At 66.4% G+C, this 16775-nt stretch carries 20 protein-coding genes; 4 read left to right on the top strand and 16 right to left on the bottom strand.

The window, feature by feature from the left end:
* Positions 1-16: 16 nt before the first annotated feature.
* The 12 genes from nuoK to ACYBYQ_RS05460 all read right to left on the bottom strand — a co-directional run bounded on the left by nuoK (position 17) and on the right by ACYBYQ_RS05460 (position 10991).
* Positions 17-325 (bottom strand): NADH-quinone oxidoreductase subunit NuoK, encoded by a 309-nt coding sequence (gene nuoK / locus ACYBYQ_RS05515; protein WP_459617563.1) that lies wholly within the window; start codon positions 323-325, stop codon positions 17-19.
* Complete coding sequence (locus tag ACYBYQ_RS05510) at positions 322-972, bottom strand: NADH-quinone oxidoreductase subunit J (RefSeq protein ID WP_459617561.1); 651 nt, start codon at positions 970-972, stop codon at positions 322-324. The genes nuoK and ACYBYQ_RS05510 overlap by 4 nt, the downstream gene beginning before the upstream one ends.
* A gap of 16 nt (positions 973-988) precedes the next feature.
* Entirely contained in the window at positions 989-1477 is a 489-nt protein-coding gene (gene nuoI / locus ACYBYQ_RS05505) for an NADH-quinone oxidoreductase subunit NuoI (RefSeq protein ID WP_459617559.1), read from the bottom strand.
* Between the two features lie 23 nt (positions 1478-1500).
* Positions 1501-2574, bottom strand: a complete 1074-nt coding sequence (gene nuoH / locus ACYBYQ_RS05500; RefSeq protein WP_459617557.1) for an NADH-quinone oxidoreductase subunit NuoH — start codon at positions 2572-2574, stop codon at positions 1501-1503.
* Positions 2574-4901 carry an NADH-quinone oxidoreductase subunit NuoG gene (gene nuoG / locus ACYBYQ_RS05495; protein ID WP_459617555.1) on the bottom strand — a complete coding sequence of 776 codons (2328 nt, stop codon included), beginning with the start codon at positions 4899-4901 and terminating at the stop codon, positions 2574-2576. The genes nuoH and nuoG overlap by 1 nt, the downstream gene beginning before the upstream one ends.
* A gap of 15 nt (positions 4902-4916) precedes the next feature.
* Positions 4917-6284, bottom strand: coding sequence for an NADH-quinone oxidoreductase subunit NuoF (gene nuoF, locus ACYBYQ_RS05490; RefSeq protein WP_459617553.1), 1368 nt, complete (start codon positions 6282-6284; stop codon positions 4917-4919).
* Positions 6281-6775, bottom strand: a complete 495-nt coding sequence (gene nuoE / locus ACYBYQ_RS05485; protein ID WP_459617551.1) for an NADH-quinone oxidoreductase subunit NuoE — start codon at positions 6773-6775, stop codon at positions 6281-6283. The genes nuoF and nuoE overlap by 4 nt, the downstream gene beginning before the upstream one ends.
* A 49-nt stretch (positions 6776-6824) precedes the next feature.
* Positions 6825-8081 carry an NADH-quinone oxidoreductase subunit D gene (locus ACYBYQ_RS05480; protein ID WP_459617549.1) on the bottom strand — a complete coding sequence of 419 codons (1257 nt, stop codon included), beginning with the start codon at positions 8079-8081 and terminating at the stop codon, positions 6825-6827.
* Positions 8082-8084: 3 nt separating this feature from the next.
* Positions 8085-8711, bottom strand: a complete 627-nt coding sequence (locus ACYBYQ_RS05475) for an NADH-quinone oxidoreductase subunit C (protein ID WP_459617547.1) — start codon at positions 8709-8711, stop codon at positions 8085-8087.
* 79 nt (positions 8712-8790) lie between these two features.
* Complete coding sequence (locus tag ACYBYQ_RS05470) at positions 8791-9267, bottom strand: NuoB/complex I 20 kDa subunit family protein (protein WP_459617545.1); 477 nt, start codon at positions 9265-9267, stop codon at positions 8791-8793.
* A gap of 40 nt (positions 9268-9307) precedes the next feature.
* Entirely contained in the window at positions 9308-9667 is a 360-nt protein-coding gene (locus ACYBYQ_RS05465; RefSeq protein WP_459617543.1) for an NADH-quinone oxidoreductase subunit A, read from the bottom strand.
* 190 nt (positions 9668-9857) lie between these two features.
* Entirely contained in the window at positions 9858-10991 is a 1134-nt protein-coding gene (locus ACYBYQ_RS05460) for a porin (protein ID WP_459617541.1), read from the bottom strand.
* Positions 10992-11313: 322 nt separating this feature from the next.
* Here ACYBYQ_RS05460 and ACYBYQ_RS05455 point away from each other — a divergent pair, with 322 nt between their 5' ends.
* Genes ACYBYQ_RS05455 through ACYBYQ_RS05445 form a run of 3 tightly spaced genes read left to right on the top strand, consistent with a single transcriptional unit; the run spans position 11314 to position 12781 of the window.
* Complete coding sequence (locus ACYBYQ_RS05455; RefSeq protein ID WP_459617539.1) at positions 11314-11931, top strand: TetR/AcrR family transcriptional regulator; 618 nt, start codon at positions 11314-11316, stop codon at positions 11929-11931.
* Positions 11928-12359: a PaaI family thioesterase gene (locus ACYBYQ_RS05450; protein ID WP_459617537.1), complete on the top strand. Its 432-nt coding sequence runs from the start codon at positions 11928-11930 to the stop codon at positions 12357-12359. Before ACYBYQ_RS05455 ends, ACYBYQ_RS05450 begins: the two co-directional genes overlap by 4 nt.
* A complete protein-coding gene (locus ACYBYQ_RS05445; protein ID WP_459617535.1) occupies positions 12356-12781 on the top strand; it encodes an NAD(P)-binding domain-containing protein in 426 nt (141 codons plus the stop codon). The genes ACYBYQ_RS05450 and ACYBYQ_RS05445 overlap by 4 nt, the downstream gene beginning before the upstream one ends.
* Here the strand turns inward: ACYBYQ_RS05445 and ACYBYQ_RS05440 are convergent.
* The 4 genes from ACYBYQ_RS05440 to ACYBYQ_RS05425 all read right to left on the bottom strand — a co-directional run bounded on the left by ACYBYQ_RS05440 (position 12768) and on the right by ACYBYQ_RS05425 (position 16186).
* Complete coding sequence (locus ACYBYQ_RS05440; RefSeq protein WP_459617533.1) at positions 12768-13523, bottom strand: phosphatase PAP2 family protein; 756 nt, start codon at positions 13521-13523, stop codon at positions 12768-12770. The two genes, ACYBYQ_RS05445 and ACYBYQ_RS05440, sit on opposite strands and share 14 nt — an antisense overlap.
* A 45-nt stretch (positions 13524-13568) precedes the next feature.
* Complete coding sequence (locus tag ACYBYQ_RS05435) at positions 13569-14369, bottom strand: metallophosphoesterase family protein (RefSeq protein ID WP_459617531.1); 801 nt, start codon at positions 14367-14369, stop codon at positions 13569-13571.
* Positions 14370-14445: 76 nt separating this feature from the next.
* Positions 14446-15429, bottom strand: coding sequence for a diacylglycerol/lipid kinase family protein (locus tag ACYBYQ_RS05430; protein ID WP_459617529.1), 984 nt, complete (start codon positions 15427-15429; stop codon positions 14446-14448).
* 100 nt (positions 15430-15529) lie between these two features.
* On the bottom strand, positions 15530-16186 hold the full coding sequence (locus ACYBYQ_RS05425) for a UdgX family uracil-DNA binding protein (RefSeq protein WP_459617527.1): 657 nt from the start codon (positions 16184-16186) through the stop codon (positions 15530-15532).
* Positions 16187-16312: 126 nt separating this feature from the next.
* On the opposite strand from ACYBYQ_RS05425, the gene ACYBYQ_RS05420 reads away from it, so the two are divergent.
* Positions 16313-16582 carry a hypothetical protein gene (locus ACYBYQ_RS05420; protein ID WP_459617525.1) on the top strand — a complete coding sequence of 90 codons (270 nt, stop codon included), beginning with the start codon at positions 16313-16315 and terminating at the stop codon, positions 16580-16582.
* Positions 16583-16775 lie beyond the last annotated feature (193 nt).

The following is a 16775-nucleotide window of genomic DNA, read 5'->3' as shown; positions in this document are numbered from 1 at the left end:
TTCTTCCAATACCCCGTCAGCCCTTCAGGCGATCGAGTTCGTCAACGTTGATCGTGTTCAGGTTACGGAACAGCAGCACCAGGATGGCCAGGCCGATGGCGGCCTCGGCCGCGGCCACGGTCAGGATGAAGAACACGAAGACCTGGCCCGCGGTGTCGCCCGACCAGCTCGAGAACGCCACGAAGTTCATGTTGACGGCCAGCAGCACGAGCTCGATGGACATCAGCAGGATGATCAGGTTGCGGCGATTGAGGAAGATGCCGAAGATGCCGATGGCGAAGAGGATCGCCCCCAGGATCAGGTAGTGGGACAGCGTCAGCGTCATTGTTTTTCTCCTTGCTCGGCGGCCGGCGCGGCCTCGGCCTGCGCGGGCGCCCGCTCGCGCTGGGACTGCATCTTGACCATGCGGAAGCGGTCCTTGGCGCGCACGCGCACGGCGGCCGAGGCGTCGTTGTACTTGACGTCGCGGCGATGGCCGCGCAGGGTCAGCGCGATGGCGGCGATCATGCCCACGAGCAGCAGCGCGGCGCCCACTTCCACGGCATACACGTACTGCGTGTACATGGCCTCGCCCAGCGCCCGGGCGTTGTTGTAGTCGCTCGCCGCGGCGGCCTGCGGGCCGGCATCGCCCCACGTGGAGCCGAGCACGAACGACATCTCCAGAACCAGGATGCCGCCGATCACCAGGCCCAGCGGCAGGTAGGTCTTGAGCCCGCGGCGCAGGTGGTCGACGCGGATGTCGAGCATCATGACCACGAAGAGGAACAGCACCATCACGGCGCCCACGTAGACCAGCACCAGCAGCAGCGCCAGGAACTCGGCGCCCAGCAGCATCCACAGCATGGCCGCGTTGCCGAAGGCCAGGATGAGGTGCAGCACGGCCGTGACCGGGCTGCGTGCCGTGATCACGCGGAAGGCGGCCACCACCAGGACGATGGCCAATATGTAGAACAGGACAGAAGTAAAGGTCATGGAGCTATCCCGGCGATCAACGATAAGGCGCGTCGGCGGCGCGGCGCTGGGCGATTTCCGCCTCGTAGCGGTCGCCCACGGCCAGCAGCATGTCTTTGGTGAAGTACAGGTCGCCGCGCTTCTCGCCGTGGTATTCGTGGATGTGGGTCTCCACGATGGAATCCACGGGGCAGCTTTCCTCACAGAAGCCGCAGAAGATGCACTTGGTCAGGTCGATGTCGTAGCGCGTGGTGCGGCGGGTGCCGTCGTCACGCACGTCGGACTCGATCGTGATCGCCAGCGCCGGACACACCGCTTCACAGAGCTTGCAGGCAATGCAGCGCTCTTCCCCGTTGGGATAGCGGCGCAATGCATGCAGGCCCCGGAACCGCGGCGAGGTCGGCGTCTTCTCCATCGGATAGCGCAGGGTGACCTTGCGCTTGAAAAAATACTTGCCCGTCAGGCGCATGCCCTTGATGAGCTCGCTCAGCAGCAGACTGCCGAAAAAATCCTTGATCGCTTCCATATCCTGCCTCAACCCCGGCGCCGTCAGCGCCAAATGTTCCAGGGCGTCTGCATCCAGATCGCCACCACCACCAGCCAGACGCCGGTCAGCGGGATGAAAATCTTCCAGCCCAGGCGCATGATCTGGTCGTAGCGGTAACGCGGGAACGACGCGCGGAACCATACGAACAGCGAAACCACGAAGAATGTCTTGATGCCAAGCCAGATCCAGCCGGGGATCCAGGTCAGCGGCGCGATGTCGATCGGCGGCATCCATCCGCCCAGGAACATGATCGAGGCCATGCAGGACAGCAGGATCATGTTGGCGTATTCGCCCAGGAAGAACAGGGCGAAGGCCATGCCCGAGTATTCCACCATGTGGCCTGCCACGATCTCGGATTCCCCCTCGACCACGTCGAAGGGATGCCGGTTGGTTTCGGCCACCGCGGAGATCACGTAGATGACGAACAGCGGCAGCAGCGGCAGCCAGTTCCAGGAAAGGAACGTCAGGCCGTGGTCTGCGAACCAGCCGCGCGCCTGGCCCTGCACGATCTCGGACATGTTCAGGCTGCCCGAAACCAGCAGCACCGTGACGAGCACGAAACCGATGGCCAGCTCGTAGGACACCATCTGCGCCGAGGCGCGCAGCGCGCCGAGGAACGCATACTTGGAGTTCGAGGCCCAGCCGGCCACGATGACGCCGTAGACCCCGATGGAGGTGATCGCCATCACGTAGAGCAGGCCGGCATTCACGTTGGCCAGCACCACATCGGGGCCGAAGGGCACCACCGCCCAGGCGGCCAGCGCGGGCATCAGCGTGACGACGGGCGCCACCACGAAGAGGACCTTGTTGGCCTGCGACGGAACCACCACTTCCTTGGTGAGCAGCTTGAACACGTCGGCAAAGGGCTGCAGCAGCCCCCTGAAGCCCACCCGGGTCGGGCCCAGGCGCACGTGCATCCAGCCGATCATCTTGCGTTCCCAATACGTGAGATAGGCCACGCAGAGAATGATGGGCACGGCGATCACGAGGATCTTGACGATGGTCCATACCACCAGCCAGGCCGTCGGGCCCAGCAGAGCCTGCCCGTGGCTTTCAAGAACATTGAGCCATTCCATCAGGCACGCTCCACGCTGATTTCACCAAATGCGCCGCCCAGGGCAGCTGTCTGTTCGAAGGCGGCGGCGATGCGCACCGCCCGGTCGGCCACCGCATCGTCCTGCACCGTCTCGAGCTGGACCGCACCGGTCGCCGTCGCCACGCGCACCTGTACGCCGGCCGTCAGGCCCAGCTGCGCCAGGGTGCGGCCGTTCATGCGGGCCGCAGGCAGACGGGAAGCCGGCGCGGCCTGCAGCGGCTCGGAACGCCGCACGATGGCGTCGGAGCGGTAAATCGGCACCTCGGTGACGCGCTCGAGGCCCTGCGCCGCGATGCCCAGGCCCGGCTTGGCCTGGATGCGGTTCGACAGGCGCGACTCGATGCCGCCGGCCAGCGCGGCATCGCGCACGGACTCGGAGGTTTCGTCGTCGAAACCGGGCAGTTGCAGCACATTGCCCAGCACGCGCAGCACCTTCCATGCAGGGCGGGTCTGGCCGTAGGGGGCCACCGTGCCCTTGAAGCTCTGGGCCAGGCCCTGCGCATTGACGAAGGTGCCGGACGTCTCGGTGAACGGGGCCACCGGCAGCATCACGTCGGCCCAGTCCTGGGCCGCCGAACGATACGGCGTGAGGGCCACGGCGAACTGGGCGCCGCGCAGGGCAGCCAGCGCCTGCGGCGCGTCGTCGGTGTCGAGCGCGGGCTCGGCGTGCAGCACGATGTAGGCCTTCAGCGGCTCGGCCAGCATGGCCGCCGCCGTCTTGCCGCCCTGCCCGGGCGTGGCGCCGGCCAGGTATCCGCCCACGGTGTTGCCGCCGGCGGTGAGGAAGCCGAAGCGCGCACCGGCCAGCTCCGCCAGCAGGCTGGCATTGGCGGCAAGCGTGGAAGCCTGGGGCGAGGACACGGCCATGTTGCCCAGCAGCACGGCGGAATTGGCGCCGGAAGCCAGGCTGGCGGCGATCAGCCTGGCGCTCTCGCCCGGCGTCACCGAGGCGAACTCGGCGGGCACCGCCTGCTCCTTGGCCTGGGCCAGCGCCACGGCCACTTCGGCCAGCGCCGCGGGCAGGCCCGACGGCGCCACGGTGATGCGGGCGGTGACCGGCATCAGGGGATCGTCGGCCACGCTGTCGACCAGCAGCACCTGCGTGCCGCGCTTGGCAGCCTGGCGCAGCCGCTGGGCCATCAGGGGATGATCCTTGCGCAGGAACGAGCCCACGACCAGCACGCGGTCGAGCTGGTCGAGGTCAGCCACGGGCAGGCCCAGCCAGGGCGCACCGGTGAGCGCCGCATCGAAGGCGGGATCGGTCTGGCGCAGGCGGAAATCGATGTTCTCCGAACCGAGGGCACGTACCAGCCGGCCCAGCAGCGCGAACTCCTCGGTGGTGGCGTACTCGGCCGCCAGCGCGCCGATCTGCGCGGCGCCGAAGCTGTCGCGCACGCGCGAGAGCCCCTGGGCCACGGCCTGCAGGGCATCGGCCCACGAGGCTTCCTGCCATTGGCCGTCGGCGCCCTTGATCATCGGAGCGGCGAGGCGGTCGGGAGAGTCCAGGCCCTCGTACGAGAAGCGGTCGCGGTCGCTGATCCAGCACTCGTTGAGGGCTTCGTTCTCGAACGGCACCACGCGCATCACGCGGTCGTTCTTGACCTGCACCACCAGGTTCGCGCCCAGGCTGTCGTGCGGGCTGATGGAACGGCGGCGGGCGAGTTCCCAGGTGCGGGCGCTGTAGCGGAACGGCTTGGAGGTGAGCGCGCCCACGGGGCAGATGTCGATCATGTTGCCCGACAGCTCGGACTCGACGGCGCGGCCCACGAAGGAAGTGATCTCGGAGTGCTCGCCGCGGCCCAGCATGCCGAGCTCCATGACGCCCGCGATTTCCTGGCCGAAGCGCACGCAGCGGGTGCAATGGATGCAGCGCGTCATTTCCTCTGCAGACACCAGCGGGCCGAGATCCTTGTGGAACACGACACGCTTCTCTTCCTGGTAGCGCGAGGACGAACCGCCGTAGCCGACGGCGAGATCCTGCAGCTGGCACTCGCCGCCCTGATCACAGATCGGGCAATCGAGGGGGTGGTTGATCAGCAGGAATTCCATCACCGACTTCTGGGCGGCCTTGGCCTTCTCGGAGCAGGTGTGGACCACCATGCCGTTGGTGACGGGCGTGGCGCAGGCCGGCAGCGCCTTGGGCGCCTTCTCGACCTCGACCAGGCACATGCGGCAATTGGCCGCGATGGACAGCTTCTTGTGGTAGCAGAAATGCGGCACGTAGAGCCCGATCTTCTGGGCCGCATGCATCACCATGCTGCCTTCGGGCACTTCGACCTTGTTGCCGTCGACGGTTAGTTCAACCATTGCTGTTCCTGAAACCTACAGATAGTGCGGGACCACACACGACTTGTGCTCGATGTGGTGCGCGAATTCGTCGCGAAAATGCTTGATGAAGCTGCGCACCGGCATGGCGGCCGCGTCGCCCAGGGCGCAGATGGTGCGCCCCATGATGTTGCCGGCGACGCTGTCGAGCAGCTCGAGGTCCTCGGGGCGGCCCTTGCCATGTTCGATGCGATGCACCATGCGGTACAGCCAGCCGGTGCCTTCGCGGCACGGGGTGCACTGGCCGCAGCTTTCCTCGAAATAGAAGTACGAGAGGCGCAGCAGCGACTTCACCATGCAGCGCGTCTCGTCCATGACGATGACCGCGCCCGAACCCAGCATGGAGCCCGCCTTGGCGATGGCGTCGTAGTCCATGGTGCAGTCCATCATGATGTCGGCCGGCAGCACCGGCGCGCTGGAGCCGCCCGGGATCACCGCCTTGAGCTTCTTCCCGCCGCGCATGCCGCCTGCCAGCTCGAGCAGCGTGGAGAACGGCGTGCCCAGCGGGATCTCGTAGTTGCCCGGACGCTCGACGTCGCCCGAGATCGAGAACAGCTTGGTGCCACCGTTGTTGGGCTTGCCCACCTCGAGATAGGCCTGGCCGCCGTTGCGGATGATCCAGGGCACCGCCGCGAAGGTCTCGGTGTTGTTGATGGTGGTGGGCTTGCCGTACAGACCGAAGCTGGCCGGGAACGGCGGCTTGAAGCGCGGCTGGCCCTTCTTGCCCTCGAGCGATTCCAGCAGCGCGGTTTCCTCGCCGCAGATGTACGCGCCGTAGCCGTGGAAGGCATGCAGCTGGAAGCTGAACTCGGAACCCAGGATCCGGTCGCCCAGGAAGCCGGCCGCGCGGGCCTCCTCCAGCGCTTCCTCGAAACGCTCGTACACCTCGAAGATCTCGCCGTGGATGTAGTTGTAGCCCACGCTGATGCCCATGGCATAGGCGGCAATCGCCATGCCCTCGATCACGATGTGCGGATTGAAGCGCAGGATGTCGCGATCCTTGAACGTGCCGGGCTCGCCTTCATCGGAGTTGCACACCAGGTACTTCTGGCCCGGGAACGTGCGCGGCATGAAGCTCCACTTCAGCCCGGTGGGGAAACCTGCGCCGCCGCGGCCGCGCAGGCCCGAGGCCTTGACCTCGGCGATCACGTCCTCGGGCTTCATGCCCGTGGTGAGGATCTTGCGCAGCGCCTCGTAGCCGCCGCGCTTGACGTAGTCCTGCAGGCGCCAGTTGTGGCCGTCGACCCCGTCCATGATCTGCGGCGAGATGTGCCGGCCATGCAGGCACATGGAATTGGACGGGTCGTTCAGCGGGTCGGGATCCAGCCCTTGGGCCAGCTGCTTGTACAGGTCGGGCGCGTTCATGCCGACTCTCCTTGCGCCTTCAGCGTATCCACCAGCGCGTCCAGTTTCTGTTCCGTCATGCGCACGCACATGTGCTTGTTGTTGACGATGACCACCGGGGCGTCGCCGCAGGCGCCCATGCACTCGCCTTCGATCAGGGTGAACTGCCCGTCGGGGGTGGTCTCGCGATACCCGACGCCCAGCTTGCGCTTGAGGTAGTCGCCGGCACGCTCGCCGTCGCGCAAGGCACAGGGCAGATTGGTGCAGACGGCGATCTTGTGCTTGCCCACCGGGGCAACGTCGAACATGTTGTAGAAGGTGGCAACCTCCTGGACGGCGATCGGCGGCACGCCGATGTAGTTCGCCACGTCTTCGATGATTTCGGCCGGCAGCCAGCCCTTCTCTTCTTGCGCGATGGCAAGCGAGGCCATGATGGCCGACTGCCGCTGGTCGGCCGGGAACTTGGCGAGTTCCCGGTCGATTTTCTGGTAGGCCTGTTCGGAAAGCAGCATGATTTGAATCCGGTTTAAACGGGCGCGCGGTACTTGGAGCGGGCGGACATCAGCGGTCGATCTCGCCGAACACGATGTCCTGCGTGCCGATGATGGTGACGGCATCGGCGATCATGTGGCCGCGGGCCATCTCGTCGAGCGATTGCAGGTGCGGGAAGCCGGGAGCCCGGATCTTCAGGCGGTAGGGCTTGTTCGCGCCATCGGAAACCAGGTAGATGCCGAACTCGCCCTTGGGATGCTCGACGCTGGCATAGGCCTCGCCCGGCGGCACGTGGAAACCCTCGGTGTAGAGCTTGAAGTGGTGGATCAGCTCTTCCATGTTGGTCTTCATGGCGGTGCGCTGGGGCGGAGCAACCTTGTGGTTGTCGATCATCACCGGGCCGGGATTGTTGCGCAGCCATTCGACGCACTGGCGGATGATGCGGTTGCTCTCGCGCAGCTCCGCCACGCGCACCAGGTAGCGGTCGTAGCAGTCGCCGTTGACGCCGACCGGGATGTCGAAATCCAGCAGGTCGTAGACTTCGTAGGGCTGGGTCTTGCGCAGGTCCCAGGCCACGCCGGAGCCGCGCAGCATGGGGCCGGTGAAGCCCAGCGCCTTGGCACGGTCGGGATCCACGACGCCGATCCCCACCAGCCGCTGTTTCCAGATGCGGTTGTCGGTGAGCAGGGTCTCGTATTCGTCGACGCAGGCGGGGAAGCGGTTGGTGAAGTCCTCGATGAAGTCCAGCAGCGAGCCGGAACGGGCCTCGTTGATGGCCTTGATTTCCTTCTCGCTGCGGTACTTCGTGCTGCCCTGGAACTGCGGCATGGTGTCGGGCAGGTCGCGGTACACGCCGCCGGGACGATAGTAGGCCGCGTGCATGCGCGCCCCCGAGACCGCCTCGTAGCAGTCCATGAGGTCTTCGCGCTCGCGGAAGGCATACAGGAACACGGCCATCGCGCCCACGTCGAGCGCGTGCGACCCGAGCGACATCAGGTGGTTCAGGATGCGGGTGATCTCGTCGAACATCACGCGGATGTACTGGGCGCGCAGCGGCGCCTCGATACCCAGCAGCTTCTCGATCGCCATCACGTAGGCGTGCTCGTTGCACATCATGGACACGTAGTCGAGACGGTCCATGTAGGGCAGCGCCTGGATGTACGTCTTGTGCTCCGCCAGCTTCTCGGTGGCGCGATGCAGCAGGCCGATATGCGGATCGGCGCGCTGGATGACCTCGCCGTCGAGTTCGAGCACCAGGCGCAGCACGCCGTGCGCGGCCGGGTGCTGGGGACCGAAGTTCAGGGTGTAGTTCTTGATTTCTGCCATGATTCAACGCCCCATGCCGTAGGAGTCTTCGCGCACGACGCGCGGCGTGATCTCGCGCGGATCGATGGTGACCGGCTGGTAGATCACGCGCTGCTGGTCGGGGTCGTAGCGCATCTCCACCGTGCCGGAGAGCGGGAAATCCTTGCGGAACGGATGACCGATGAAGCCGTAGTCGGTGAGGATGCGGCGCAGGTCGGGATGGCCTTCGAAGACGATGCCGAACAGGTCGAAGGCTTCGCGCTCGTACCAGTTGACGCCGGGCCAGCATTCGACCAGGGAGGCCACGATCGGGAACTCGTCGTCAGGCGCCCAGGTGCGCACACGCAGGCGCCAGTTGTGCTCGATGGACAGCAGGTGCACCACCACGGCATAACGGCCGCGCTGCGGGCCGGGCGCCTTGCTGTCGGACTCCGGACGGGTCCCGTTGCCCCAGGTGAGGTAGTCGACGCCGCACAGGTCGATGCAGCTTTCGAAGCGCAGACCGGCGTCGGTACGCAGCTTGTTGCATGTGGAGAACCACTGCTCTGCGGGCACCTCCAGGGTGAGCTCGCCGAGCGCCTCGGTGAGCGCGGCTTCCTGGCCAAAGGCGGCCTGCAAATGGGTTTTCAGGGTTTCGAGCCTGGTCATCATCTTGTACGCTTAGGTAAACCGAAACACTGCCTCGCCACACGCGGGGCGACGCCGTAGCGCGCCACCGTTGCGGAGGAGGTCAGCGCGCAATCGTGTTGGTCAGGCGGATCTTGTTCTGCATCTGCAGCAAGCCGTAAACCAGCGCCTCGGCCGTGGGCGGGCACCCCGGCACATAGACGTCGACAGGCACGATGCGATCGCAGCCCCGCACCACGGAATACGAGTAGTGGTAATACCCGCCGCCGTTGGCACAGGAGCCCATGGACACCACCCAGCGCGGCTCGGGCATCTGGTCGTAGACCCGGCGCAATGCCGGCGCCATCTTGTTGCACAGCGTGCCGGCCACGATCATCAGGTCGGACTGGCGGGGGCTGGGCCGGAAAATGATGCCGAACTGGTCGAGGTCGTAGCGCGCCGCGCCGGCGTGCATCATCTCGACAGCGCAACAGGCCAGACCGAAGGTCATGGGCCACATCGAGCCGGTCTTGGCCCAATTGATGAACTTGTCGGCGCTGGTGGTGATGAAACCTTGCTTGAGAATGCCGTCTATAGCCATATTCGTCTCTGCTGGCGTGCCCGGGAAAGCGTGATTGCCATCACTCCCAGTCGAGCGCGCCCTTTTTCCATTCGTAGATGAAGCCCACCGTAAGCACGGCCAGGAACACCATGACAGTCCAGAAGCCCACCAGGCCCACCGTTCCGTGCGCGATGGCCCAGGGGAACAAGAAGGCGATTTCCAGGTCGAACAGGATGAACAGGATGGCGACGAGGTAATAGCGCACGTCGAACTTCATGCGGGCATCCTCGAAGGCCTCGAAACCGCACTCGTAGGGCGAAAGCTTCTCGGAATAAGGCCGCCGCGGCCCCAGGAAGGAACCTGCCGTGATCAGGGCGAAACCGATGAGGGTTGCCACCACGATGAACAGCAGGACGGGAAAGTACTGTTGCAGATTCATTCAGGACGTCCGTCAAATGCGCAAACTATCAGATTGTAGCATTCGCGGGGTTACTCCCGGCTGAACCCAAGCACTCGAAAAACAGTATCCCCATGCAAAAAGCCACCCCGGAGGGTGGCTTTTTTGTGGGGCAGGCCGAAGCCTGCCCGTACGCTGGCAAATCGCCCAGGGCTTGAGCCCCGGAGAGCGATCAGAAGCGGTGGCGGATACCCACGCCGACGGCCGTGCTCTTGGCGTCGTCGATGAACAGGGCGTTCTTGGCATACGAGCCGTAGGCGTACAGGTTGGTACGCTTGGACAGGTCGTAGGTGGCGCCCAGGCTGAACACATTCGACGTTTCGTCGCCGCCGGTCAGCCTGTCGTTCTTGGGATCGATCATCTGCCACGAACCGAACAGGTTGGTGGCGCCGCCGATCGGGGCGCTCAGGCCGACCATGTACGAGTTTGCACGGAAGCCGTCAGCGAAGCTGTAGGTGGGGTAGGAGGTGTCGAACGCCACGCCGGCGCCGTCAGTCACGCCGCCGGTGGGAGCACCAGGACCTTGACCAGCGAACCAGCCGTCTTCGGTGCGGGCGTAGGCCAGGGCCAGCTTCACGACTTCGAAGTCGTAGGAAGCGCCGATGGCGTACATGCGGGGGGTGGCGTCGTCGTCAACGCTGTTGTTGCCGTTCAGCTGGTCGAACGACAGGGCGACGTTCAGCGGGCCGTTGGCGTAGCGAACACCGGCGGTGATGGCGCGGGTGTTGTCGGCGGTTTCGAAGTTACCCGAACCGTTCACGTTGAACGAGTAGCCAGCGCCAACCTGGAAGCCACCGAACGACGGGGTTTGGTACAGGACCATGTTGTCGTAGCGGTTGGTGTTGGCAGCGCTCAGGCCGTGACCGATGTTGGCCTGGGCAAAGCCGGCGCCGAACGGATCGATCGAGCCGAAGAACTTCGAGGCGATGTTGGTTTGACGACCGAAGTCCAGTTGACCCCAGCTGTCGCTGGCCAGACCGATGGTGGCCTGACGACCGAACAGACGGCCACCCTGGGCGGAATTACCGGTGCCCGAGTCGAAGCCGCTTTCCAGTTGGAACACGGCACGCAGGCCGCCACCCAGATCTTCGGTGCCACGCAGGCCCCAGCGCGAGCCGCTCTGCACACCGTTGATCATGCCGATACGGCTGTGGTCGTAGCCAGCGCCGCCATTAACGCCCGGGATGTCCAGGTTGTTGTAGCCGATACCGGTATCGATGATGCCGTACAGGGTCACCGAGGTTTCTGCCTGGGCAGCACCGGCGAAACCGGCGAGCAGGGCGGCAGCGAGCAGAGTCTTTTTCATTTAAGAAATCTCCGTTGATTTGAGTGACAAGAGCAGCATCTCAGTGGAACCTGACCTGCCGCCCCCCTAACTCCGCGAAGGGAAGTTGACGCTATTGCATCAAAATTCCGGGGCACTGGCTACGTCGACGGCCACAAAAACGACGCTTTGGCGCCCTCTTGTTGGAAACCCGCAACATTGGGCAATGTTGGGCGGCGGAGTAGCCAAAAAACGGGGACGCCATTAGACCGCCCGACGTTCGCACCACCTGGGCTTGACAGAGCTTTACACAAATAACAGTGTTATTAAATAATGGCGTCGTCATGTCCGCCAGGAAGCGCCCATGCCCCCGAGCAGCACGTCAACACCGCGCCAGAACCAGCTTGTGGCCCTGCGGCGCCAGCTCATCCTGGAAGCCGCGCAGCGCGTGTTCGCCCGCGACGGCCTGGACCAGGCCAGCATGCGCGCGATCGCCAAGGAAGCAGGCTGCACCACGGGAGCCATCTATCCCTGGTTCGCAGGCAAGGAGGCACTTTACGCAGCATTGCTGGAGGCCTCCCTGGAAGAATTGCGCACCCGGCTGGAGCAGGCGTTGCACGCCGGCGCAGCCGGCAGCGCGGCACGCCGCGTGGTGCGGGCTTTCTTCGACTATTACGCCGTGCGGCCGGACGCCTTCTCGCTGGGCATGTATCTGTACCGGGGGGTGGGCCCGCGCGGCCTGGGCCGCGAGACGGACGAACGCCTCAATGCCTTGCTGCAGACCTGCGTCGACCAGCTCGGCGCCGGATTGCGCCTGGGGCGCGGCATGCATGACGCCGCCGCGCGCAGCGAACAGGTGCAGGTCTTCACCTATCTCATGGGTCTGCTGCTGCTCTTTCATACTCATCGCCTGAAGTCGCTGGGGCAGCAGCCCGAGCCGCTGCTCGATGCCTATTGCGACGCCCTGGAGCAACGCCCATGACTGCCCTGCCCTCTGCCGGCGCCCGGATCTCCGTGGCCGACTTCCTGCTGCTGCTGCAGGAAAAGCACCCATTCGCCCAGGTGCTGGGCGTGGAAATCCAGGATATCGGCCCGGGCACGGCACGGGCCATCCTGCCCGCCCGCGAAGCGCACCAGCGTCTGGGCGGCATCGTGGCGGGGCCCATGCTGATGGGCCTGGCCGACCTGGCCCTGTACGCCGCCATCGTCGGCGCCACCGGGCAGCCGGAAGCCGTGACGGCCAGCCTCACGATCAATTTCCTGCGCAAGAGCCCGGCGGGCGCCGTGGTGGCCGAGGCGCGGCTGCTCAAGACGGGCCGCCTCAGCGCCGGCGAAGTGCTGCTCTACCCCGAAGGGCAGGCCGAACCGGTAGCCCACGTGGTCAGCACCTGGTCGGTGCCGCGGCCATGAACCTGCGCATCGGCGTCATGGGCCTGGGCGAAGCCGGCGCAGCGCTTGCGCGGCGCCTGGTTTCGGCATGGCCTGATGTCCTCCTCACTGTGTACGACCGGGCGGCCGGCCGTTGCGAGCCCTTCCGGGGCTGCGCCACGCTGGCCGCCGATCCGGCGGAAGCCTTGCGGGAATCCGATGTCGTGGTGCTGGCGCTGCCCGACGAACATGAAGTGGACCGCGTCCTGGAACGCTACAGCGACGGCGCGGTCACCGCGGACCTGGCCGGCAAGCTGGTGCTGGACGCGAGCCCCCTGGATGCCACCCAGGCGGGGCGGCTGCGCGCCGCCGTGGCGCTTGCCGGAGGCACCTACCTGCACGCCGCGCACGATGCGGCGCACGCGGACGCCACGGCGGAGCTGATGCGGCTCATTCGGCCCTGAAACGGCGCAGGCGCTGCTCGGTCGCTGCCACGCACAGCGCCAGCCACGCCGAACTGATGGCAAAGCCCGCGACCACATCGCTGGCGTAATGGACCTGCAGCAGCACACGGCTGACGCCTATGGCCATGATCAGGGCTGCTGCCGCGGCGAGGCAGAATGGCCGCCAGCGCGCCGGCAAGGCGCGCAACAGCAGGTAGCAGGCCATGCCGTAGACGGCCATGGCGGCAGACGCATGACCGCTGGGAAAGCTCCAGCCGTCGGCCGTCGAATACGTGTGCTGGTAGTCGGGGCGCACCCGCTGGAACACATGCTTGAACAGCCAATTGAAGGCGCCGCCGCCTGCGGTGGCTGCCGCACAGCCCGCCGCCAGCACCCATTGCCGGTTCCACAGCAGGGCCAGGGTCATGAAGGCGGCTATGCCTATGAGGAAATTGCGGTCTCCCAGGTACGTGAACCAGGACAGCGCCCAAAGCAGGGCAGGCTCCATCGACAGCCCCAATTGCCGGGACAGCGCCACGTCGAAAGCGACCAGGCCTCCTTGCCGATGCACCGCCACCGCAAGCAGGGCGAACAACAACACTGCCGCCAGGGCCGTTCCACCGTAGAACAGGGTGCGGCGCCGTCCGGCCGGCAGACCGCCGACCAATTGCCAGACCAGAAGCGCTCCGGCGGCCGACATGGCAGGCAGCAGCAGGAATATCAGCAAGGGGTGGGTGGCGACCCAGACAGCGTAGACATCCATTAATACAAATCATCCAGGGTAACGGCGTGACGGCGACGCCGGGGTTTAGCGCCGCCATTGCAGCGGCGCAGCATCGACGCAGGCAAACGCCCCGCCGTCGTAATCCCAGCGGGCGACCTCGCAGCGGTGCACGCCCGCAGCGCTCTCGTGCCGGATCACGTTGACCGAATTGGGCTCCGCGCCGCGCACACGACGCGACACCGCCGTACCCGCCTGCACCGCCCAGCCGCTGTGGCCGGCATGATCCTGACGCGCCCGCAGCGGCACCACGTACGGCAGGTGTATGTGCCCGCCCAGGACCAGGTCCACGCCGGCCTCCAGCCAGGCCGACACGGCTTCCTCGCGCCCCATGACCAGATTGGACCTGTCGGATTCCTCGATGGCCCGGACGGGATGGTGCAGCAGCACGATGCGCAACTGCTCCGGACGCGCGGCCTTCAGGCGCTGGACCACGCGGCGGACCTGGCCGGCCGAGAGTTCGCCGTCCACTCGCCGCAGCGGGCGCGTGGTGTTCACCCCGATGGCCAGGAGCGTGGGATCTTCGTAGGCGGGCTCCAGCACGGGGCCCAGCGCGCGCCGATAGGCCCCGTACGGATCGAACAGCCGGGCAAAAAGATTGTAGAGCGGTATGTCGTGGTTGCCAGGCACGGCGAGCAGCGGACGGTCCAGCGACTCGACGAAGCGCCGCGCGGCGGCGAACTGACCGCGACGGGCGCGCTGCGTGATGTCGCCGCCCAGCAGCACGAGATCCGGGCGCAGGTTCGCGCACAGCGCCCGCAAGGCCTCCACCACGGGCTCCACCTCCGTGCCGAAGTGCGTATCCGAAATGTGCAGGACGCAGGTCATGGCCTCCTCTGGGCGCAGCACGCCATCGCGCCACTCGGAATCCCGGCGTGGCCGCAGGGGGAGGATACAGGACGTCTCATGCCCCCGCCTCTGCGTCGTCCGCCGCAACGGGCACCAGCAGTGGCAACGGTTCCGGCCCGACAGCGAACTCCAGGGGGCCATGCATCCAGCACACTTCACCGTCCATCGCGACCTTGATGCTGCGCCGATGGCGGCCCAGCCGCACGGTCATGCGCTCGAAACCGAAGCTGACGACGTTCTCGGCATCGCCCAGCCGGCTGATCAGACCGCGCAGCAGCAGGCCGTAACTGGCCAGCACGCCGACGGGCCGCACCGTCATGGCGACCAGCCTCCCTTGTGCCAGCTCGTCGACCTCGGCGATGCCGATCTGCCGCAGCTGCAATGCATTGTTGCCTACCACCAGCGTGGGCGTGCGGATCAGCCGGGTATGGCCCTCGAGTTCGAGCTGGATGGCCAGCCGCCGATGCACGCGCAGCAGGGTGACCATGCTGGACCACAGTGCGACCAGCCGGGTGCGGCCATAACGCCGCTTGTAGGCTTCCCGGTCTTCCAGCAGCTGGGGATACAGCCCCAGGCTGGCGTTCACCAGGAATGCCTGCCCGTTCAGCATCCCGACCTGGACGGGCTGCACGCGGGCGTGGACCAGGCAGCGCGCCGCCGTTTCGGTATCCTGCGAGATGCCGTAGGCACGGCCGAAATAATTGAACGTGCCCTGGGGCAGGATGCCGAACGGCACGCCGCTGCCCAGCACCGCACGGGCGACGGCGCTGAGGGTGCCGTCGCCGCCGCAGGCAACCACGACTCCTCCCTCGCTTCGGGCCGATTGAAGCGCCCGCTGGGCCGTGGCCGGCAAGGTACGGCCGTCGTCGACTGCCAGCAATTCGTAGCGGCGGCCGGCTTGCGTCAGCACGCGGTCGATGGTGCCGCTGACGACCTCGGCTTCGCGCCGCCCCGAACCGCGGTTCCAGACGATGAAGAAAGGCTCCTGCCCGGTGAGGGTGCGAGCAAATGAACGATCGGGCAGGTCGGCCGGCATCATGGTGCCCTAAGATAACCAAGCCGCGCCAGGGCGGCAAGGCGCAGCGGTGGCAGCCGGCAAGCAGCGGAAACCGTTCATTTCGGCAACGCGGCCGCTGCGTTCAGTGACGCCGCGCCTCGAGGTGCTCTCCGGCGCGGCGCAGCGCGTGGACGATGGCAAGATAAGCCTGCTCGCGGGCATCGCCATCGGGGGCGCGCAGCGCGTAGGACGGATGATACGTGGGAACGACGGCAAGCGCCCCCTCTTCGATCACACCGCCCAGCACGTCCGTGAGCTTGAGTCGCGCACGCGGCAGGATTGCCCTGAGCGCCGTGGCGCCCAGCGCCACGACGACTGCCGGATCGATCTCCTCGAGCTCCTGCTCGAGCCAGTAGCGGCACGCCATCACTTCGCGCTGCGCCGGTGTCTTGTGCATCCTGCGTTTGCCGCGCAATTGCCATTTGAAATGCTTCACCGCATTCGTGACATAGACGTCGGTACGTACCACGCCGGCGTCCTGGAGCGCCCGGTCCAGCAGCGCGCCGGCCGGCCCCACGAACGGCTGACCGCTGCGGTCCTCGCGATCTCCCGGCTGCTCGCCCAGCAGCATGATGGACGCATGCCGGCTGCCCTCGCCCGGCACGGCCTGCGTCGCTCCGTGCCAGAGGCCGCACCGCCGGCATTCCTCCAGGCGCACCGGCTTCTGTTCGGGCAGCACCTCAATGGCGCTGCGCGCCGGACGCGAACGCGACTGAGTGGAACTACGTGCAACAGGCATGCCGGCTCTCTTGGTGTGCAGGCCATCCGCCCCGTTCCCCCGCAGGCACGCCCGCGCCGGGAGTGCAGCGCCGCCGGGCACGCCGGTTGCGAACCCTTGCGGTACGAACTTCAAAGGAGCTGGCACATGACCGCATCGAAATCACCTGGCATCCGGCCGGACCATCCGGCCGCTACGTCCCAGTCCGACGTCGCTGCCGATACGCACGGGAACCGGGAGCACCCACCGACGCCGGAGGACCGCCGGGCAGAGCCCCCGGCCCCCGGCACCCGGGCCACCCAGTTCGACGGCAACCCGGCGCCGCAGAAGGACGACCCGGGCCATACGTTGAAGCCGCGCGACGACACCCCGGGCATACTGGAGAAAAAGCAAGGCCCCCGGGACGACCAGGCCTAGATTCCGGCCTGATTCATCCGTTGGCCTGCTTTTCGGCCCGCCGGCGGCTTTCACCCGGATCCTCGCACTCCGGGGACGATTCGCGGCCGTAAGGGTCGCGGCCCCCCTCAGATCGGGCTCCGCCGGCCGGGTAGCCGGAATTCGAGCGCGGGTCGGTATTGGCCTGCCCTTCCCCGGCGCCGCAGTCCGGCCG

It is taken from the genome of Bordetella sp. 2513F2 (assembly GCF_054642735.1).
The sequence above is the reverse complement of the archived record's forward strand: the minus strand, read 5'-3'. Positions and strand labels throughout refer to the sequence as shown.